Genomic DNA, 17659 nt, shown 5'->3' with positions numbered 1-17659 from the left:
ATATTGTATTTCTTCCGGTAACTGATGATAAAAGCAGAACAAGAAATAAAAGAATATTACTTAGCATGAAGGCAATGGGGTATGAATTATTTTTTTGGGCAACTAGACGCTTAAAACAGTCCGGGGTTTCTCTGCATCCTTGTCAACCGATGACCTTTGCGCTACGGTTTCATGTTTAAACGGTTTCTTTGGGCTTTAAATATGCTGTACTTGAGCTGGAGTTGTACCGCCCTAGCTCAAGACTTGCCATCGATGAGTCAAACTAATCCGGATATTCCACCGGGTATCCTGGAACCCACCCGTCCCACTCTGCCTTCTTTACCGACGACGCCCCCATCACTTCCCCCATCACTTCCCCCACTCACACCCACTCCGGAAATTAACCCAACATCTATACCAGATTTAGATATAAATGTCAAGATAAAACGAGTGGAGGTATTAGGGAGTACGGTTTTTTCTGGGACTCAATTACAAGCCGTTGTTGCGCCTTTTATTGGTCAAAATGCTTCCTTTGAAGAATTATTAGCGATTCGCACGGCGATTACCCGGTTATATACGGATAATGGCTACACCACCTCTGGTGCTTTTTTGCCGTCTCAGGATATTACTGATGGTGTGGTGAGTATTCAGGTGGTTGAAGGTAGTATTGAACGGATTGATATTCAAGGATTGGAACGTTTGCAGGAGGATTATGTGCGATCGCGGATTCAGTTGGCGGCTCAAACCCCGGTGAATCTTCGTCGCTTGGAAGAAGCACTGCAACTGCTGCAACTTGATCCGGTACTCGATCAAATTCAAGCGGAGTTATCGGCGGGAACGATAGCAGGTACGAGTGTCTTAACCCTACAGCTAGAAGAGGCAAAACCTTGGACAAGTGCTGTGACTATAGAAAATCGAGACTCTCCCAGTGTCGGTTCCCTAGGGGGGACAGTGAGAGTAGAGAATCGGAATCTGTTGGGATTAGGCGATCGCTTGAGTGCAGACTATAGCATAACTGAAGGTGTTGATCAGTATGGTCTTAGCTATGAAATCCCCTTAAATCCCAGGGATGGTAAGTTAAGGCTCAGCTATAACCATAGCGATAGTGAAATTGTCGAAGATCCGTTTTCAGTCTTAGACATTAACTCCCACTCGGAAACCTTTTCAGTTGGGTTTCGCCAACCGATTGTCCACAAGCCGACGAGTGACTTTGCCCTTTCCTTGTCCCTGGATTTGCGTCAAAGTCAAACTTTTGTCCTTGAGGATATCCCATTTTCCTTTTCCCTCGGACCTGAAGATGGGGAATCGAAAGTAACCGTATTGCGGTTTAGCCAAGACTGGGTAAATCGTTCAACGGATCGCGTCTTAGCTGCGCGATCGCAGTTTAGTTTTGGTTTAGATGCTTTTGATGCCACAATCAATGATACGGGAATTGATGGGCGTTTTATGAGTTGGGTGGGACAGTTTCAGTGGGTGCAGGCTTTAGGCGCTGATAGTATCATTATCGCTCGCGCTGGAGCGCAACTATCGAATGATTCTCTCTTACCTCTCGAACAGTTCAGTATTGGCGGAATTGATACCGTGCGCGGCTATCGCCAAAATCAACGTGTGGCTGACAATGGAATTATTGGTTCTGTGGAAGTTCGTTTACCGATTATCCGCCAACCGGAGGGGATTGGGACTGTCCAAATCGCTCCTTTTTTTGATATTGGCACAGTTTGGAACCACGAGGATGAAGTTACGAGTCCTAACACCTTAACCAGTATTGGGTTAGGACTTTTGTGGCAACGCGATCCGTCTTGGTCCGCGCAACTGTATTGGGGGATTCCCCTCAATAATGTTGAGGATGAAGGAGGTTCTCTGCAAGACAATGGGATTACCTTTTCCATTCTTTTTCGACCCTTTTAGGCGATTTTAAACCATCTTCTCTGGAAATTATTGAGTAAAGGGCGACCCGATACAATGGAGTGGATGAGTGGTGTTCATTGATGCAGGCGGGTCGCCCCTACAGTATATTGATCATTATCTCCCCATCTCTCTACCCCCACCGCTTGCACTTATTCAGCAGACCCTATTGATGTCGGATCGTGTCATAAATTTTCACATACTTAGATGCCGAAGTACTCCACGAGTAATCATACGCCATACCTTGAAGTGCCAATTTACGGAACTCTTCAGGATAGTCATACCACAATCCCAACGCCCGATCCATCGCGGATTCCAACGCATAATAATCGGTGTGATTGAATACATACCCATTGCGTTTTTCCATGGGGTGAGTCGAGTCGTGATCGCGGTCAAATACAGTATTAACAAGTCCCCCCACGCTCCGCACAATTGGTACGGTTCCATACTTTAAGCCAATGATCTGAGTTAGTCCGCAGGGTTCGTAATTACTAGGCACCAGAATAAAATCTGATCCGGCATAAATCAAATGAGATAACTCTTCATTAAAGCCTAGTTCTAAATGGACATCAGGATTATCATTTAAGTAGTATTTCTCGTGCCAGAACCAGGAATTAATTGCCGCCGCTGTGGCTGAACCTAATAAAACGAATTGAGCGCCCTTGTGGAGTGAATAGTAGATGGCGTGATGGACGAGATGAACTCCTTTTTGATCATCTAAACGACCAATAAATGCCACAATCGGTTTATCGACATCCTGTAGCAGCAGCTGTTCTCGCAACGCTTTTTTATTTTTCGCTTTGTCTTCAAAGGTATCTGGGGCGTAGGGATAGGGAATATAGCGGTCTTGTTCCGGATTCCAAAAATCATCGTTAATGCCGTTGAGAATCCCGGTAAACTTATCCTGATGCAAATGTAAGATATGACCTAACCCACATCCTATGGGCGTGAAACGAGCTTCCCAGGCATGATGAGAAGAAACAGTTGTAACGGCATTAGAGTACACAATACCGCCTTTCATAAAGTTTATGGCAAAGGGATTAAAATTATCTTTCAATCGATCATCCTGAAAATAATAGGATTCCTGATTCAACCCGGTTGCCCTAAGAATCTCATTTCCCCCCATTCCTTGGTGCTTAAAGTTGTGAATGGTGTAGCATATCCGTTGATTCCCCATGCCATGATATTTGTAGATCTCAAAGAGCATGACTGGGAGTAAACCCGTCTGCCAATCGTGACAGTGGATGACATCAGGACGTTTATTACTCTGCAGTAGAAACTCTAACGTGGCTTTACAGAAGAAAGCAAACCGCACGTTATCATCATCACAACCGTAGTAGCAGCCCCGATTGAAGAAATTATCCTGGGAATGGGGTTCAATAAAGAAACAGACTCGTCCATGAACCCAACCACAATAGACGGAACAGTGAATTGCCGCACCATACCACGGTACCCATAGATTAATATAAGCATCATGGAGTCCCCAGATGTGGTCATAGCGCATATTATCGTATTTGGGCAGAATCAGCTCGACGCAATGTCCCTGAATTTCTAACTCCCGGCTTAGACCATATACCACATCCCCTAAGCCTCCGGCTTTGATCACAGGGGCGCATTCAGAGGCAACCTGGATAATGTACATTCCGCTTCCTCGCTTAATTATCCCATTTTTAAACTATGATTTTGTACCATTTTTCGTCAGCCTCTGTCATCCGCTAAACAGGGGAAGCTGGGGAAGCAATGTTCCAGAGGTGCCATGACACCTCTGGGAGCTCTTGAAGCTGGGGAAGTAAATGACAAATGACAAAGGACAAAGCGAATCATGTACGTATTAATCGGCGGCGCGGGATTAGTGGGGTTGAGTTTAGCCCAGCAGTTAGTGGAATTAGGACATACGATCGCGATTATTGATACAGATCCTACAGCTTGTCGGTATGCTCGCGAACAAGTGGGGGTTATGGCATTTGAAGGGAGCGCCGTCACTACCCAAGTGCTACTCGAAGCTGGGATTCGCAAAGCTAATGCAATGGCGGCGGTGCTGCGAGATGATGCTTTGAATTTGGCAATGGTTACTCTTGCTAAACACTATGGTGTTCCCCATATTATTACTCGCATACGCCAACGGGATTTTAAAGAGCCTCTACGCATTGCGGGCGCTCATCATATCATTAGCACCGTTGACTTAGCCGTAAATCGCATGGTCAACGCGATAGAATATCCGGAAGTGGAATCTATTATGCACTATGAACAGGGTCAGGTGGAAGTATTTAAACTTGGGATACCTGGAGAGTCGGATGTAACGGGTCGTACTGTGACTCAAGTGATTCAGGATTCTCGGTTTCCTGTCGGTTCTTTAATTATTGGCTATCAATCCCATCCTCATGCAGATTTAGTAATTCCTCATGACAATACGGTACTCGAACAAGGATCAACGATACTTGTTGTGACAAAAGCGGAACTGTTGCACCAAGTCATCAATTTTTTAGGGGTTGGTTCTAAACTTCCGCCGCTCGAATAGATTTACAAAACAGGGAATACAAGGGGAAATTATTGCTCTAATCTGTTTTTATTGCAAGTCCCTACGTTAAACTTTTAGGGATTGAATATGGTTATCGAATATGACGAAAAGTTCCTCTTTCGTTATCTTTGATTCAACCACATTCAATACCAACTGCTCAGCTTCAGGCTTGGAAAGAGTTAGTTTATAACCGTTAAGTTGAAGAAAAGTAATTGCTGCTGCTAGGGCAATCCTCTTATTGCCATCTATAAAAGCATGATTCTTGGCTAAATGATAAAGATAAGCGGCGGCTTGTTCATGAATAGTTGGATGGAGTAATTCACCAAAAAAAGTTTGCTGGGGCTGGGAAAGAGCTGATTCAAGTAAGCCCTTGTCTCTTAAACCCAGCGCCCCACCAAACCTTTCTATTAATCGTTCGTGGATAGCTATAACGGCATCTTCTGGAATAAATTCAGGATTTGGCAAGATTAGCGTACACCTCTGCCCATTCATCCTCAGTATCCATGAAAGCTTGTATAGCTCTCATCGTTAAAGAATCGGAAGTGATAGTTTGTTCCTTTGGTGGATTCAAAGTTTGTGCAGCGATTAGCTGAGAAGTATTACCGGAAACTGTTGTTCCCCTACTCCCCTTAATACGCTGCCGACGACGATGGACAGGATAGATCGCCTTATTTGGGTAACCAATAACATGATAACGACAACCCTCTATCGCCACTGCTAATGAATTTCGACGGTCAGTGATAATCTTGCTCATCCCTTTTTCACTTTTGCTGTCAAAGCAGTCTCTTTGAACATCTTGGTATTTAATTTTATATCTAGCCATACACTTACTTGTTTAACTATAACATAAAGGAGGTAAGCCTAAATTTACGCCATGCTGCACTAATCATCCTCTAATGTCAACAACTGCTCATCGATTTTTTTTATCCGCTCTTGCACCACAGCTTCAGATAGAATCCGCTTCCGCAGGGCGTCTGTTAACGCTCCTTTTTCTGCTAAGAGTAATTGCCGACGAATCGCTTCTAGTTTCGTGCGATCGCGCCGATTTTCTGGTGAGTCTTCTGAACGCTGATTATAGATTTCCCGCAAGGTTCTATCAGCCGTGGCGACTCGCAGTTGATAGGAGGCTCGCATTTCTTCATAAATCGATTTCGGTAATACCCCAGTTTTCAGGAGACTGTCTAATTCATCTTGTGCCGCTTTAGCCGTCATCAATTGAGCTTGCAGTTCCTCAATCTGCTGATAGGATTCTGAACGATAAGATAACTTCAAACGCCGTACCACCCAACGTAAACTTAGCCCCTGTCCCACCAAAGAAATTAAAACAATGCCTAAAACGATCGCAATCAGAGTTTCTCGTCCCGGCAAATCAGCAGGTAGACTCAAGGCTAGGGCGGTGGAGAGTGAGCCTTTAATATTACCGGCAAAGAGGATATGACGCCAACGTACTGGAATTGGTTTATCAAAAAAACGCACCCAGGATAGCAAGGGATAAACAGTCAACATTCGCCCAACTTGATAAGCAATTAAGGCTAAAAAAACAGCAGGTAAAGTTTGCCACAGGGTAATCACGTTAATCTCTAAGCCAATCAGTAAAAAAATAAACGTATTAACGCCAAATCCGGCATATTCCCAGAAGCTAAATAAAGTAACTTGATTCGAGGCAGACGTCACCTGTGAATGTTCAAAGTTGCCCACAATCAGTCCCGCGATTACCACAGCAACTACACCCGACACATGCAAAACCTGTCCCGTTTGGAATGCGCCTAAAGCCAGAGCCACGGTGAGTAAAATTCCGCCCAAGGGATCTTCAGTTTTGCTCAATAACCCAATACTCAGATATCCCAACGCCGCGCCAACTAAAGCACCACCAATGAGTACGAATAAAAATTCTTGAACGACATCCAGCGCCGATAATGCCCCCGTTTCATGAATTGTCAAAATTAGACTAAATAAGACTAACGCGACATCATCGTTGAGCAGGCTTTCTCCCTCAACTAGAGTAACCAATCGGTGGGGAACCGAAACCTCTTTAAAGACAGCAATGACTAAAGCAGTATCGGTAATGGATAAAATCACACCTACTAGTGCAGCGGGTATCCAATCTATGCCTAACTCAAATTTCAATAAAACTGAGGTAATCCCCGCACAGAGTAAAACACCAGGTCCGGCGAGAAAAACAATGGGTTTAATCGTGCTGCGGAGGCGAGAAATATCGGTATTAATTGCCGCTTCAAACAGGAGAATCGGTAAAAAGAGATTAAAAATCAGCGCCGAATCCAACCCGACGCGACTGGGTAAGAGTTCCGTAATCGCTAATCCGGCTAACACTAACCCCGTAATGTAAGGAATACGGAATCGTCGCGAAATCAAAGCCACTCCTGTGGCGACTAATAACAGAATAATCAGGAAACTGACAAGTTCTGCTACATTCCCCTCACCCTCGCTGACGGGAACATTCAGGAGGATGCGATCGCTAAACCATTGCCCAAGGTTGGTTAATATTAAGCTGGTGATGCTATTCGTGATCAGTAAATTCACTCCTGGCTCAATCCCGTATCTTTCATGTAACTTAACAGCCAATTTGCAGCGGTGGCTCGACGAGTCTGTCTCGGACCAAATTCGCCGATTTTATAGCCTTTAAATCCTAACTGTTCTTTCAATAACTGTTTATTGTCCTTGGGAATCGAACGAGTTAATTTAACTGTGGCGGGACGACTCTCGATAAAGTTAGGCGGTTCCGGATAGTCCTGTTGCCATTCCGGAGGTACATTGGTACAATCCCATTGGTTTGTTTTTTGGTCATAGCGATAACCCAAATAGTGCCAGACGAGTTGATTTACGGTATCATCATCCAGTTCTTCATTCAATATTTGCCAAAGGGTTTCGGTATTGAGTGGAGGAAGTTGAGGCATCAGTTTAAGAGTTTTGGGTTTTGAGTGTGTAGGGGCGGGTTTGACGACTATCGTTTCTGGGCTTACCCAGATGCGACTAAACCCGCCCCGACTTTACCCTTCGCTTTTCGGGCATAGTTTTGAGCGGCTATTTGGCGCTAGCTATTGATGATAATGTTACCTCAAAACCCGTCCTTGAGTTAAATAGTTTTGAGTGTAGAGACGCACAGGGGCGCGTCTGGTTGTGAGTTGCTCCTAAACAGAAGGCTTGGCTAACAGGACTTGTGTGTGCCTGATACCGATTTTGCCAATAAGGTAGAGTACAAAAGATGCACTAAAATTGATGTATAATCATATCACCAATATTGTCTATTTTGCAAATTTGTTACTTTTCAATAAAATGGCTAACTCAGAAAATGCAATTATTGAGGATTATTTAAACTGTCGCCAGCAGGTTCTATCTGAACTATCTTCTCAGGAGTTATGGAATGCTTGCAATACTGATTCAGAACCAATTGAGGTTGAACCCACCGAACTAGAAACTATAGACTATACAAATTTATCTTCAGAAAGACAGACAGGGCGAAGCATTCGCGACGGCAATTTAGCCGTCGAACCGAAAAATCTGGGCGCGAATGCTTCTCCCCTACGAATACGAATGTTATGAATGCGTAAATTTTGGCTATCGCTAACTGCGGTTTGCTACTTTGTGTTGACAAAAATTTCAATGTTATTCATAAAAATAAGGTGGGCAATGCCCACCCGACAAAGACGCGATCGCGGAGCGGATTGGATTCCTTACTGCCAGACAAATACTTTGGCTTCGTATCCGCCAAGATCAATGGTTAAATTATTATCGTTGGCTTCCACCTCATAGTTACCTGTCCACTCGTGCCAAATGCCATTTTCAGGAAAGTTGGAAAGAGTATACCCAGCGAGGAAATTATCAGAAAAATTGGCAACGACAGCAACACGAGAGCCTTGATCATTCCAGCGGACATAAGCCAGAACTTTGGCGTCTGGATCTTCAAAGAAGAAATTAATGTTCTCAGTATAGAGAGCACTATTGTTTTTTCGCAGTCCGATTAACCCCTTATAGTAGTCCCACAACTCGCGATTATGATCATTACCCAGTAGTTGCCAATCAATCTTTCTGGACTCAATGGATTTCGGTTGATATTCCCCAAACTCTTCACCCATCCACAGCAAAGGAATACCAACTGCTGTCATTAGCAAAACAGCCCCTAACTTAAGGCGTTTGAAGGCTTCTTCATCAAAGATTTCCAGATTCGCCAAATCAACCATCAGGCGTTCGTGATCGTGATTGGTCAAGTAATTTACAACATTAGTCGTTCCTAGGTAGCCTTGACGCTTACAATCAATCACATCCTTAAGTGATTCTAACTCAAACCTTTCACCACAGATGTGAGGTTTAACCGTGTGGTAAAAGCTATCATGCCAGCAACCATCCATCGGTCCATCAACATTAGTGATGCTGGGATTGTCAGGGATGTATTCGGCAATATTGTAAAATGGTTTTGCCCCTGCGGTTTTTTTAGCCTCTTGGACAATCCAATGCATAAAGTCGTAGTTGGCAATTTGCCGCGCTGCGTCGTAACGAATGCCATCAATATGATATTCTGTGATCCAGAACCGAACTACATCACCGATAAACTTCCGCGCTGGGTAAGTCTCTAGATTTTCGTCGTAATGTTCGTAGTTAAATTCGGGTCCCCAGTTGTTATCCGGGTCACGGGGAGAGTGATGATACCAGTAATCGTGGTCAATTTGAGTGAGAGGGCTTTCCGATTCTGAGTGGTTGTAGATCCCGTCCATGATTACCCGAATTCCTCTAGCATGACATTCGTCTATCAGATGTTTCAATTCATCTGTAGAACCATAGCTAGACTCAGTAGCAAAGAAATAGCGAGGATTGTACCCCCAACTGTAGTCACCGGGATATTCTTTGATAGGCATTAACTCAATCGCATTAATTCCCAATTCCACCAGATAATCTAACTTTTCAATAACATGCTGGTAATTCCCCCGTGGATAAGGATCATCTTCGCCACCGGAAAAGTCACCGACATGCATTTCATAGATGACTAATTCATGGTCAGGAGGTAGAGGTTTATTGTCATGCATCCAAACGTAAGTATCGACGATGCGTGCTCCATCTTTGATCCGCACGACGCAGTTCTGAGTCGGATCTTCAATATCGGTAGCGTAGGGATCATTGACCTCTACCCATTGATCAGACTCAAAAAACCAAGAATTGGATTGAACCCGGAATTTGTATTTATAAATACCATCCTCAAGTTCAACGGATGTGCGAAAATAGCCCTGCTCATCTTTCTCCATGGGAATTTCTTGCCAATTAGAGAAAGAGCCAATCAATGAGGCTCCTTGGTTGTAAGGAGCAAACAAAGAAAATTCAATGGGAGCAGCCATTTAATTGACCCCCTTGGGGTGAAGTAAAGATTATTTAAAGATGATGCTTATCGTAAGCGGTATTTTTCAGAGATAGCTATCTAGCGGAAGATAGATCTTGCAATCTCTTGGTCATTGTTATTGCCTCTTATCGTTTTCAATTTAACGTTGATGGGTTCTAGTGCAAGAAGGCAGAAATAACGCCAAAAGCTACTATCTCCCCCAGCTAGGAGACGTTCCATGCAACGTCTCTACAACCCTAGCTCCCCGATCGCTGCACTAGGAGTCCCCCACCTCGATACACCCGACTGGAGGATATATTTTGTTCAAGTCTTAAGTAATATAAACAAGTGAGGACAGGTTTACCCTCTTGGCTGGCGGCATCTACCTGACAGTTCTCACGATCTGAACCAGCAAGTCAACGATGGACTGTCGCGTCAAATCAGAATTTCCATCATCAAAACACAATTATGGCATCCTCCGACTCCCAAACATCTATCCCTGACCCTTCCAACCAAGCGTGGGAATCCTCGGATTCCATTATCTCTGAAGCCGACCAACCCAAGGGAAAATCGTCACCCACGCCAAAATTATGGCTGGGATTGTTATTCACCGTTTTAGTGTTTGGTGGTGGTGGTTGGGCGGCGTGGCATTTTTTACGGCAAAACAACTCACCCCCAACCGCCCAGCAACCTCAGGATGTCCCCGTGAAACTGGAACAGGTGCAACCGAGTACGCTGGAAGAAAGTTCTCAGTTTGTGGGTACTTTAGAGGCAAAACAAAAGGTTGAATTACGACCCGAAGCCGCTGGTAGAATTACCCGAATTGTGGCTGCATCAGGCGATCGCGTAGAAGCTGGCGCTTTAATTTTACAACTGAAGCCGGAACGGAGTGAAGCCGAACTCAGAAGTGCGATCGCAGATGTGAATGCCCAAACCGCTACCCTGAATAATGCACAAGCCGAAGTCAGAGCCGCCCAAGCCGACATTGCCCGTCTCAAAGCCGAAGTGGGGCGCCAAGCCGCCGAAGTGCAAAGCCGAGAAGCAGACTTAGAACTAGCGCGGGTGAACTATCAACGGGCTGAACAGTTGGTAGATCAAGGGGTTCAACCCAGACAAGAACTCGATGATAAAAAACGCGATCGCAATCAAGCCATCGCCGCCCGTGACGCCGCCGCCCAAGCCTTAGCCGCCTCTAAGGAAGCCCTGAATGTGGCACAACAACGAGTCCAAGCCGCCCAAGCCACTGAAGCCAGAGTCGCCGCTAACCTCTCCAGTGCTAGGGCGGATGTGGAAGTTAGGCAAGAGGAGTTGCAATTTAATCGCGTCGTCGCCCCGATTGATGGAGTGGTTGGGGATATTCTCGTCAAAGTGGGAGACTACGTGAATGTGGGTGATACCCTAACCACCATTACTCAAAACCAAACCTTAGACGTAGAAATCCCCATTGACGAACAGCAAAGCCAGAGGGTGCGCCAGGGACTCCCCGTTGAACTGCGAAACCAAGGTACTCCGGCAACCGAACCCCCCATTGCTACCGGGCGGATTAGCTTTATTTCACCGCAAGTGAATAGAGATTCCCAAACCCTCTTGACAAAAGCCACCTTTTCTAATCCAAATGGTCGCCTGTACGATCAGCAGAAAGTGGATGCACGAGTCATCTGGGAAAAACGTCCCGGTGTGTTAATTCCCGTCAATGCTGTATCTCGTCTAGCTGGGAAACCTTTTGTCTTTGTCGCCCAACCGCCAGAGGAAGCCAAACCGGGCGATCCTGAACTCATTGCCCAGCAAAGACCCGTGACATTGGGTAATATTCAAGGGAATCGATACCAAGTCCTTGAAGGTATTGAACCCGGAGATAGAATCGTTGTCTCAGGTATCCTCAATTTATCCGATGGCGCTCCGATTATTCCAGATTCCTAGTCATTTGTCCTTTGTCATTCGTCCTTTGTGTTTCGTAACTATTCCTTATTTTTGGGTTCTCGGGTTTGGGTGAATATATGGGAAGAAGCATTGATGTGACAGTGACAACAGATAGTCCCCCATATATTCACCCCTACAAACCTAACCACAAATGACCAATGACCAATGACACTCCCCACCGTTAACTTTAATTGTTTCTAACCATTTAAATGTTTGTCGAATTTTTTATTAAACGACCTGTCTTTACCACTGTTTGCTCCCTGATCATCTTGTTAATCGGAGCAATTAGTATTCCCACGCTACCTGTTGCCCAATATCCCGATATTAGTCCCAAACAAGTCAGTGTCCAAGCCAACTATAACGGTGCCGATGCTCAAACCGTGGAAAATGCGGTGACGACTATCTTGGAACGGGCAATTAACGGTGTCGATGGGATGCGCTACATGACATCAAGCAGTAGCAATGATGGCACGAGTTCAATCAATATCACCTTTGAAGCGAATAAGGATCAGGATATCGCGGCAGTTGATGTCCAAAATCGCGTGTCTTTAGCGGAACCCCAATTGCCAGAATCCGTACTCCAAACCGGGGTCACGGTAAATAAGGAATCTAATAACTTCCTGATGGGATTTGGTCTGTACTCAGAAAATGGCGAGTACGATAACCTCTTTTTAAGTAACTACGCTGACCTTTATCTCGTAGACGCCCTAAAACGGGTTAATGGGGTGGGTAATGTGCGAATTTTTGGCGAACGTACTTATGCAATGCGCCTTTGGCTAGACCCGCAACGCCTTGCGAGTCGTAACCTGACGGCTCAAGATGTCGTCGATGCACTGCGGGAACAGAATCTCCAGATAGGTGCAGGGCGCATCGGTCAACCCCCAGCGCCAGAGGGACAGCAATATCAAATTGACCTGCGGGCAATTAGCCGCTTGGAAACGGTGTCGGATTTTGAAGAACTGATTGTAGCCACAGATGAAGATGGCACCCTGATTAAACTTAACGACGTGGGGCGTGTGGAATTGGGGGCGCAAAATTATGGCACATTTCTGAGATTTCGAGCAAATGAAGCCGTCGGGTTAGGAATTATTACCGTTCCCGGAAGTAACGCCCTGGATGTGGCGAAAGCCGTTAAAGCAGAAATGGTGAAACTGGCGGCGGATTTCCCACCAGGAATGACCTATGATATTGGCTTTGACACCACAGATTTTGTTAACCAATCGCTCTCGGAAGTGGTGTTTACCCTGCTACAAGCGGTGGGATTGGTGGTTTTGGTTATCTTTGTTTTCTTACAGGATTGGCGCACCACTATCATTCCGGCGATTACGATTCCTGTGTCTCTCATTGGCACGTTTGCCTTTGTCAAGATTTTTGATTTTTCGATTAACAGTTTGACCCTATTTGGTTTGACCCTAGCCACGGGGATGGTGGTGGATGATGCGATTGTGGTGGTTGAAGATATCACCACAAAGATTCAACGGGGGGGGATAAAATCTCGGCAAGCGGCGATTATTTCCATGCGGGAATTGGTGGGGGCGGTCATTGCCACGTCATTGGTGTTAATGGCGGTATTTATTCCGGTGGCATTCTTTCCGGGGACAACGGGGGCATTATATCAGCAATTTGCCTTAACGATCGCGTTTTCAATTGCCGTTTCCACCTTTATGGCGCTGACGTTGACGCCAACCCTTTCTGGCTTAATCTTGCGGCAAAAGCCAGAGGCGACGGGGTTTTGGGGTCACTTTTTTGATGGATTTAATTGGTTCCTGGAGGGAATGCAGCAGCGATATCGGAGACTTCTGATTATCCTGACTCGCGTGAAAACTCTGGTGATTGTGGCGTTTATTGGCTTGTTGGCACTAACGGTGTGGGTTTACGAAAGTGTCCCGTCGGCGTTTCTCCCGGATGAAGACCAAGGCTATTTTATGACCATTGTCCAAGGACCAGAGGGTTCGTCTCTCAACTACACCCATGATGTGATTGAGCAGATTGAAGATATTATTTTACCCTTGGATGAAGTGCGAGCCACGTTTGCGGTGGGGGGTTTTGGCTTTAGTGGCAATACGGCGAATAGCGCGATCGTTTTTACCACGTTGAAACCTTGGTCAGAACGGACTGATCCGTCTCAGTCAGCAGAAGCAATTATTAATAAAGTCCGTGGTGCTTTGTTTGGGATTAAAGAAGCCAGGGTATTTGCTGTGAATCCACCCTCTATTCGGGGATTGGGTAGTTTCGGCGGGTTCCAATTTCAACTCCAAGACCGCCGAGGTAATTTTAGCTTAGATAGGTTGATTGAAAATATGGGGAAATTACTGGGTGCTGGCAATCAGAATCCCCAGTTGCAGGCGGTGTTTAGTACTTATGCAGCCAATACCCCCCAGTTACAGATTGAGGTAAACCGCAATCGGGCGAAGGCGTTGGAGGTGGATATTGATGATATCTTCGAGACGTTGCAGACCTATATGGGTTCGCGCTATGTGAATGACTTTACTCTGGAACGGCGCACCTATCGGGTTTATGTCCAAGCTGACGCCCAGTTCCGCTCGAATCCTGAGGATATTAATCAACTCTATGTGCGTTCAGAACGAGATGAGATGATTCCTTTGGGGAATTTGGTTACCGTTACCCCAACGACAGGGGCGCAAACCATTAATCACTATAACTTGTTCCGGTCAATTGAAATTAATGGTTCAGCCGCGCCGGGAGTCAGTTCTGGAGACGCGATTCAAGCTATGGAACAAGTCGCCGCTGAGGTATTACCGCCGGGATTAGGCTATGAATGGTCAGGTTTATCTCTGGAAGAAATCCAGTCGGGGGGTCAAGCGACGATTATTTTTGGCTTTGGCTTGGTCTTTGTTTTCTTAGTGTTGGCGGCTCAATACGAAAGCTATATCGACCCGATTATTATTCTATTAGCAGTTCCTTTGGCTATTCTGGGGGCGCTCATGGCTCAATCTTTGCGGGGTTTGCCTAATGATGTGTACTGTCAGATTGGGTTGGTGATGCTGATTGGTTTAGCTAGTAAGAACTCGATTCTGATTGTGGAATTTGCCAACCAGCTTCGAGAGCAAGGGATGACGCTGAGAAAAGCCGCGATTGAGGCGGCGCAGCAGCGTTTGCGACCGATTTTAATGACGGCGATTTCTACGTTGTTTGGGATTTTTCCGCTTGTGATCGCGACAGGCGCAGGATCAGGAAGCCGCCGATCTCTAGGGACGGCTGTTTTCGGTGGAATGTTTGTCGCCACGTTCCTGAGTCTGTTTGTGGTTCCTATTCTCTATATTGTGATCAAGTCGGGGAGCGATCGCTTGTTTAATTCCAATGGGAAGAACCAGAAGACGTCACAGACGAAGGAGCTTGAGCCGAAACCTGAAGTAACAATTCGGTAGTATTCATTAACGTGATGAATCAGAATTCATCAAAAAATATGAACAAATGTGAGGCAATGTTAACAAAGCCATAATTTTGTTGCAAAATTTGACTTGATAACCCCAGTTTCCCTAAGCTTTGATAAACGTAAAAGTAGAAGACACTGGGTTCCCTGGAAGACTGAAACTTAATTTTCTCATAATCTAGATCGACTGTAAAATTACTCAATTTTGGTGTTTCAGTATTTTATATCGAACCCAGATGACTACAGTTTTTGAGGTTAGGGGAAATCTATGAATATTAAGCGAATTATTTTTTCTAGCGTTATCACTGGCGTTGCTGGTGTCATATTAGGCATCGGGGTGGCTGAAATTAATCATGCAGATCAGCGACCCAATGCCATGTATCAATATGCCACTATTGGCGGTGTGATGGGATTAGCCGTTGGTGCGGGTCAACAGGCGCTGCGAGAATTAGAGCAGTTGTCAGAAGAGTCATAGAGCATCGGTTCAGTCAAATTAACCGTTACAAAAATTGCCAATTCAAGCCAGGGATTATTGAATCAAATAAATTACCATTTTTCGGCAATTTAAGTATATGAGTCGATGACTGAATGGGTGTTCTCGATAATAATTTCATTCGATAAAAAAAAGAGCGATCGCGTAATAAAAAGCGCACGTCTAATAGAGGGCGCACGTCGGTCATCCGTGTCAACTTAAGCCATAACCCTTACCCATTCTAATTTTCAGCTATGGGGTTTCTGCTCCTCCGGTTATGGGAGAAGGGCGGGTTTAGTCAAGTTATCAGTTGGGTGCTCTCATGTTATCTGTAAAACCCGCCCCTACACCCCCCGCTCTAAGAGTTCTTTACCTTAAGTTGACACCAATGCACGTCGGTGCGCTTTTCTCTACTTTGACATAGAATGAAGACCTATGCACAGAAACCAAATTCAGGTTAGCCACCCCCGTTATAACTCAGTCCGCGTAGGCGGACTTTGTTTGTGTAGAAGCGATTTTAATCGCCGTGGCAAAAGCGAAGGATCAAGTCGGGGCGGGCGCGAGTCACATCTCTTGTGCAAAGGACATGATAGTAGTGAAAAGAGCCCCGACATTCAGAAAGAATGGGTTTGAGGTAACGTTATCATAAATAGCTGGCACTTGCATCACATAAACCCGCCCCTACAAACCAGGTTTCCTGGAGCGAAGTGAAGGGTCAAGACTACTCGTGATTGGCATGAATGGTTAAAGTCAAGGGATGCATTTGGGGAAAGTCTCGCTGAATAATTCGGATAACTTTTTGTTGATTCGTTTTATCTTTAACAATAAATTGGGCAGTGCCATCGCCTTGAGAACCTACACCCTTGCCCCCTAAAATATAAGGTTGAATCGGCTCATAATTGAGCAGTTGATGCAAAACGGGAGCCGTCAATTGTTGGGAACAAGCGGGGATGAGATAGCGGTCAAATTCAGCTTGTGCCTTGGTCATCAACTGACCCAGCTTTAGCGCATCGCCGACTTGTAATGCTTCAACGGCTTCTTGAGTAATTTGATAACTAATAGTGCCAAGATAGTGCTGGACATTTTTCTGCACGTTATCAGTACCAAAGGGATAACACTGATTCAGACGACTGAGAATTTCCTGGGTATTTTTACTCGCACCGAGATCAACAATGACAAAAAACAAATCCTTGGGAACGTTTAGCTCGATAATATCTGTCGATGCACCATCGAAAATCATGGCGATTGGTTGATTTCCATAAGCGCAGGCTTGATCCATACGTCCGCAGCGAGAGGGTGTGCTTGTCTCACCCAGATAAGCGTATTCCATTTCGCCTCGCCGAGTCATCTTCAAGTCATACAAGTAATTAAAAGCGCGTGCGACTAAAACGCAAACGGCTGCACTGGAGGATAACCCTTTCTGAATGGGTAAATCGGTTTGATAGTTATCGATTTCTATGCCACCAACTTGGAAGTAGGTGAGAAAATGATAAGCAACGCCCGCCGCATAACTCCAAAACTCTCCCTTTTGTGCTTCAGCCAGGAGAACACGGCGTTCCATGGGCAACTGAATCGCGTCTGGACGAGTACCATCACTCAGGGAAGCGTGAAGAATGAAGTGGGTAGGGTGGGGCTTGACTTTGGCATAGAGTCCTTGATTGGTTCCTGTGATGATGGTGTAGCCTTTTCCAAGCTGAGGATTCAGGCGACGATACCCTCCCGCCCAATCGCTATGCTCACCAAACAGACAAAGGCGACCTGGCACAAACAGTTTCATTCATGTCCCCTATATTTATCGCGATCGCTACTAACTAGAGTACTCTGGAGGTTAACACATTGGCGCGATCGCTCTGGATCTCATGTCATTTAGAATCTCAAACTGATATGACTACCTTAGAATACCAGCCAAAAAAGCGTGGTCAATATTTTTTATTAATTAATAACTTATTGTAGAGACTTAAATTATCAGGTTTCATTCAAGTCTTAATTATCGTCAAATCAACAAGATTAGGCAAAATCAAAACGACGGTTAGCTCTCTAAGCAAAAAAAGGTCAACTCAGGATGCCAAACCTCTGACGGGTTGACCAAAGTCTTGATGGCAAAAACTCCTGGCTAGGGAGCTACCGCCATAATTTTTAAAGACC

At 45.3% G+C, this 17659-nt stretch carries 13 protein-coding genes; 6 read left to right on the top strand and 7 right to left on the bottom strand.

Annotation, left to right across the window (positions count from 1 at the left end):
- The first annotated feature begins 171 nt into the window (after positions 1-171).
- Positions 172-1887, top strand: coding sequence for a ShlB/FhaC/HecB family hemolysin secretion/activation protein (locus RID09_RS08980; RefSeq protein ID WP_446335602.1), 1716 nt, complete (start codon positions 172-174; stop codon positions 1885-1887).
- A 163-nt stretch (positions 1888-2050) separates the two neighbouring features.
- Here the strand turns inward: RID09_RS08980 and glgA are convergent, their stop codons facing one another.
- The gene (glgA, locus tag RID09_RS08975; RefSeq protein ID WP_446335601.1) at positions 2051-3526 is read right to left on the bottom strand and encodes a glycogen synthase GlgA; all 1476 of its coding nucleotides are present in this window, start codon (positions 3524-3526) and stop codon (positions 2051-2053) included.
- A 180-nt stretch (positions 3527-3706) separates the two neighbouring features.
- Between glgA and RID09_RS08970 the strand changes: the two genes are divergently transcribed.
- The gene (locus RID09_RS08970) at positions 3707-4402 is read left to right on the top strand and encodes a potassium channel family protein (RefSeq protein WP_446335600.1); all 696 of its coding nucleotides are present in this window, start codon (positions 3707-3709) and stop codon (positions 4400-4402) included.
- Between the two features lie 66 nt (positions 4403-4468).
- On the opposite strand, the gene RID09_RS08965 is transcribed toward RID09_RS08970, so the two are convergent.
- From RID09_RS08965 to RID09_RS08950, 4 genes are all read right to left on the bottom strand, one after another.
- Positions 4469-4867 carry a type II toxin-antitoxin system death-on-curing family toxin gene (locus tag RID09_RS08965; protein ID WP_446335599.1) on the bottom strand — a complete coding sequence of 133 codons (399 nt, stop codon included), beginning with the start codon at positions 4865-4867 and terminating at the stop codon, positions 4469-4471.
- Positions 4854-5225 (bottom strand): hypothetical protein, encoded by a 372-nt coding sequence (locus tag RID09_RS08960; protein WP_446335598.1) that lies wholly within the window; start codon positions 5223-5225, stop codon positions 4854-4856. The genes RID09_RS08965 and RID09_RS08960 overlap by 14 nt, the downstream gene beginning before the upstream one ends.
- Before the next feature lie 59 nt (positions 5226-5284).
- Positions 5285-6865, bottom strand: coding sequence for a cation:proton antiporter (locus RID09_RS08955; protein ID WP_446335652.1), 1581 nt, complete (start codon positions 6863-6865; stop codon positions 5285-5287).
- Positions 6866-6939: 74 nt separating this feature from the next.
- Complete coding sequence (locus RID09_RS08950; RefSeq protein WP_446335597.1) at positions 6940-7317, bottom strand: DUF1823 family protein; 378 nt, start codon at positions 7315-7317, stop codon at positions 6940-6942.
- 379 nt (positions 7318-7696) lie between these two features.
- Here RID09_RS08950 and RID09_RS08945 point away from each other — a divergent pair, with 379 nt between their 5' ends.
- Positions 7697-7963, top strand: a complete 267-nt coding sequence (locus RID09_RS08945; protein ID WP_446335596.1) for a hypothetical protein — start codon at positions 7697-7699, stop codon at positions 7961-7963.
- A 131-nt stretch (positions 7964-8094) separates the two neighbouring features.
- On the opposite strand, the gene RID09_RS08940 is transcribed toward RID09_RS08945, so the two are convergent.
- Positions 8095-9747, bottom strand: a complete 1653-nt coding sequence (locus RID09_RS08940; protein WP_446335595.1) for an alpha-amylase family glycosyl hydrolase — start codon at positions 9745-9747, stop codon at positions 8095-8097.
- A gap of 449 nt (positions 9748-10196) precedes the next feature.
- On the opposite strand from RID09_RS08940, the gene RID09_RS08935 reads away from it, so the two are divergent.
- The 3 genes from RID09_RS08935 to RID09_RS08925 all read left to right on the top strand — a co-directional run bounded on the left by RID09_RS08935 (position 10197) and on the right by RID09_RS08925 (position 15517).
- Positions 10197-11648: an efflux RND transporter periplasmic adaptor subunit gene (locus RID09_RS08935; protein WP_446335594.1), complete on the top strand. Its 1452-nt coding sequence runs from the start codon at positions 10197-10199 to the stop codon at positions 11646-11648.
- Positions 11649-11857: 209 nt separating this feature from the next.
- Positions 11858-15037 (top strand): efflux RND transporter permease subunit, encoded by a 3180-nt coding sequence (locus tag RID09_RS08930; protein ID WP_446335593.1) that lies wholly within the window; start codon positions 11858-11860, stop codon positions 15035-15037.
- Positions 15038-15310: 273 nt separating this feature from the next.
- The gene (locus RID09_RS08925) at positions 15311-15517 is read left to right on the top strand and encodes a hypothetical protein (protein ID WP_446335592.1); all 207 of its coding nucleotides are present in this window, start codon (positions 15311-15313) and stop codon (positions 15515-15517) included.
- A gap of 718 nt (positions 15518-16235) precedes the next feature.
- On the opposite strand, the gene RID09_RS08920 is transcribed toward RID09_RS08925, so the two are convergent.
- Positions 16236-17291 (bottom strand): mevalonate kinase family protein, encoded by a 1056-nt coding sequence (locus RID09_RS08920; protein WP_446335591.1) that lies wholly within the window; start codon positions 17289-17291, stop codon positions 16236-16238.
- Positions 17292-17659: the final 368 nt, after the last annotated feature.

The sequence above is a fragment of the Coleofasciculus sp. G1-WW12-02 genome (assembly GCF_040219735.1).
In the GTDB taxonomy this organism is placed as follows: domain Bacteria; phylum Cyanobacteriota; class Cyanobacteriia; order Cyanobacteriales; family Coleofasciculaceae; genus Coleofasciculus.
This window is presented reverse-complemented; position numbering and strand designations above follow the sequence as displayed.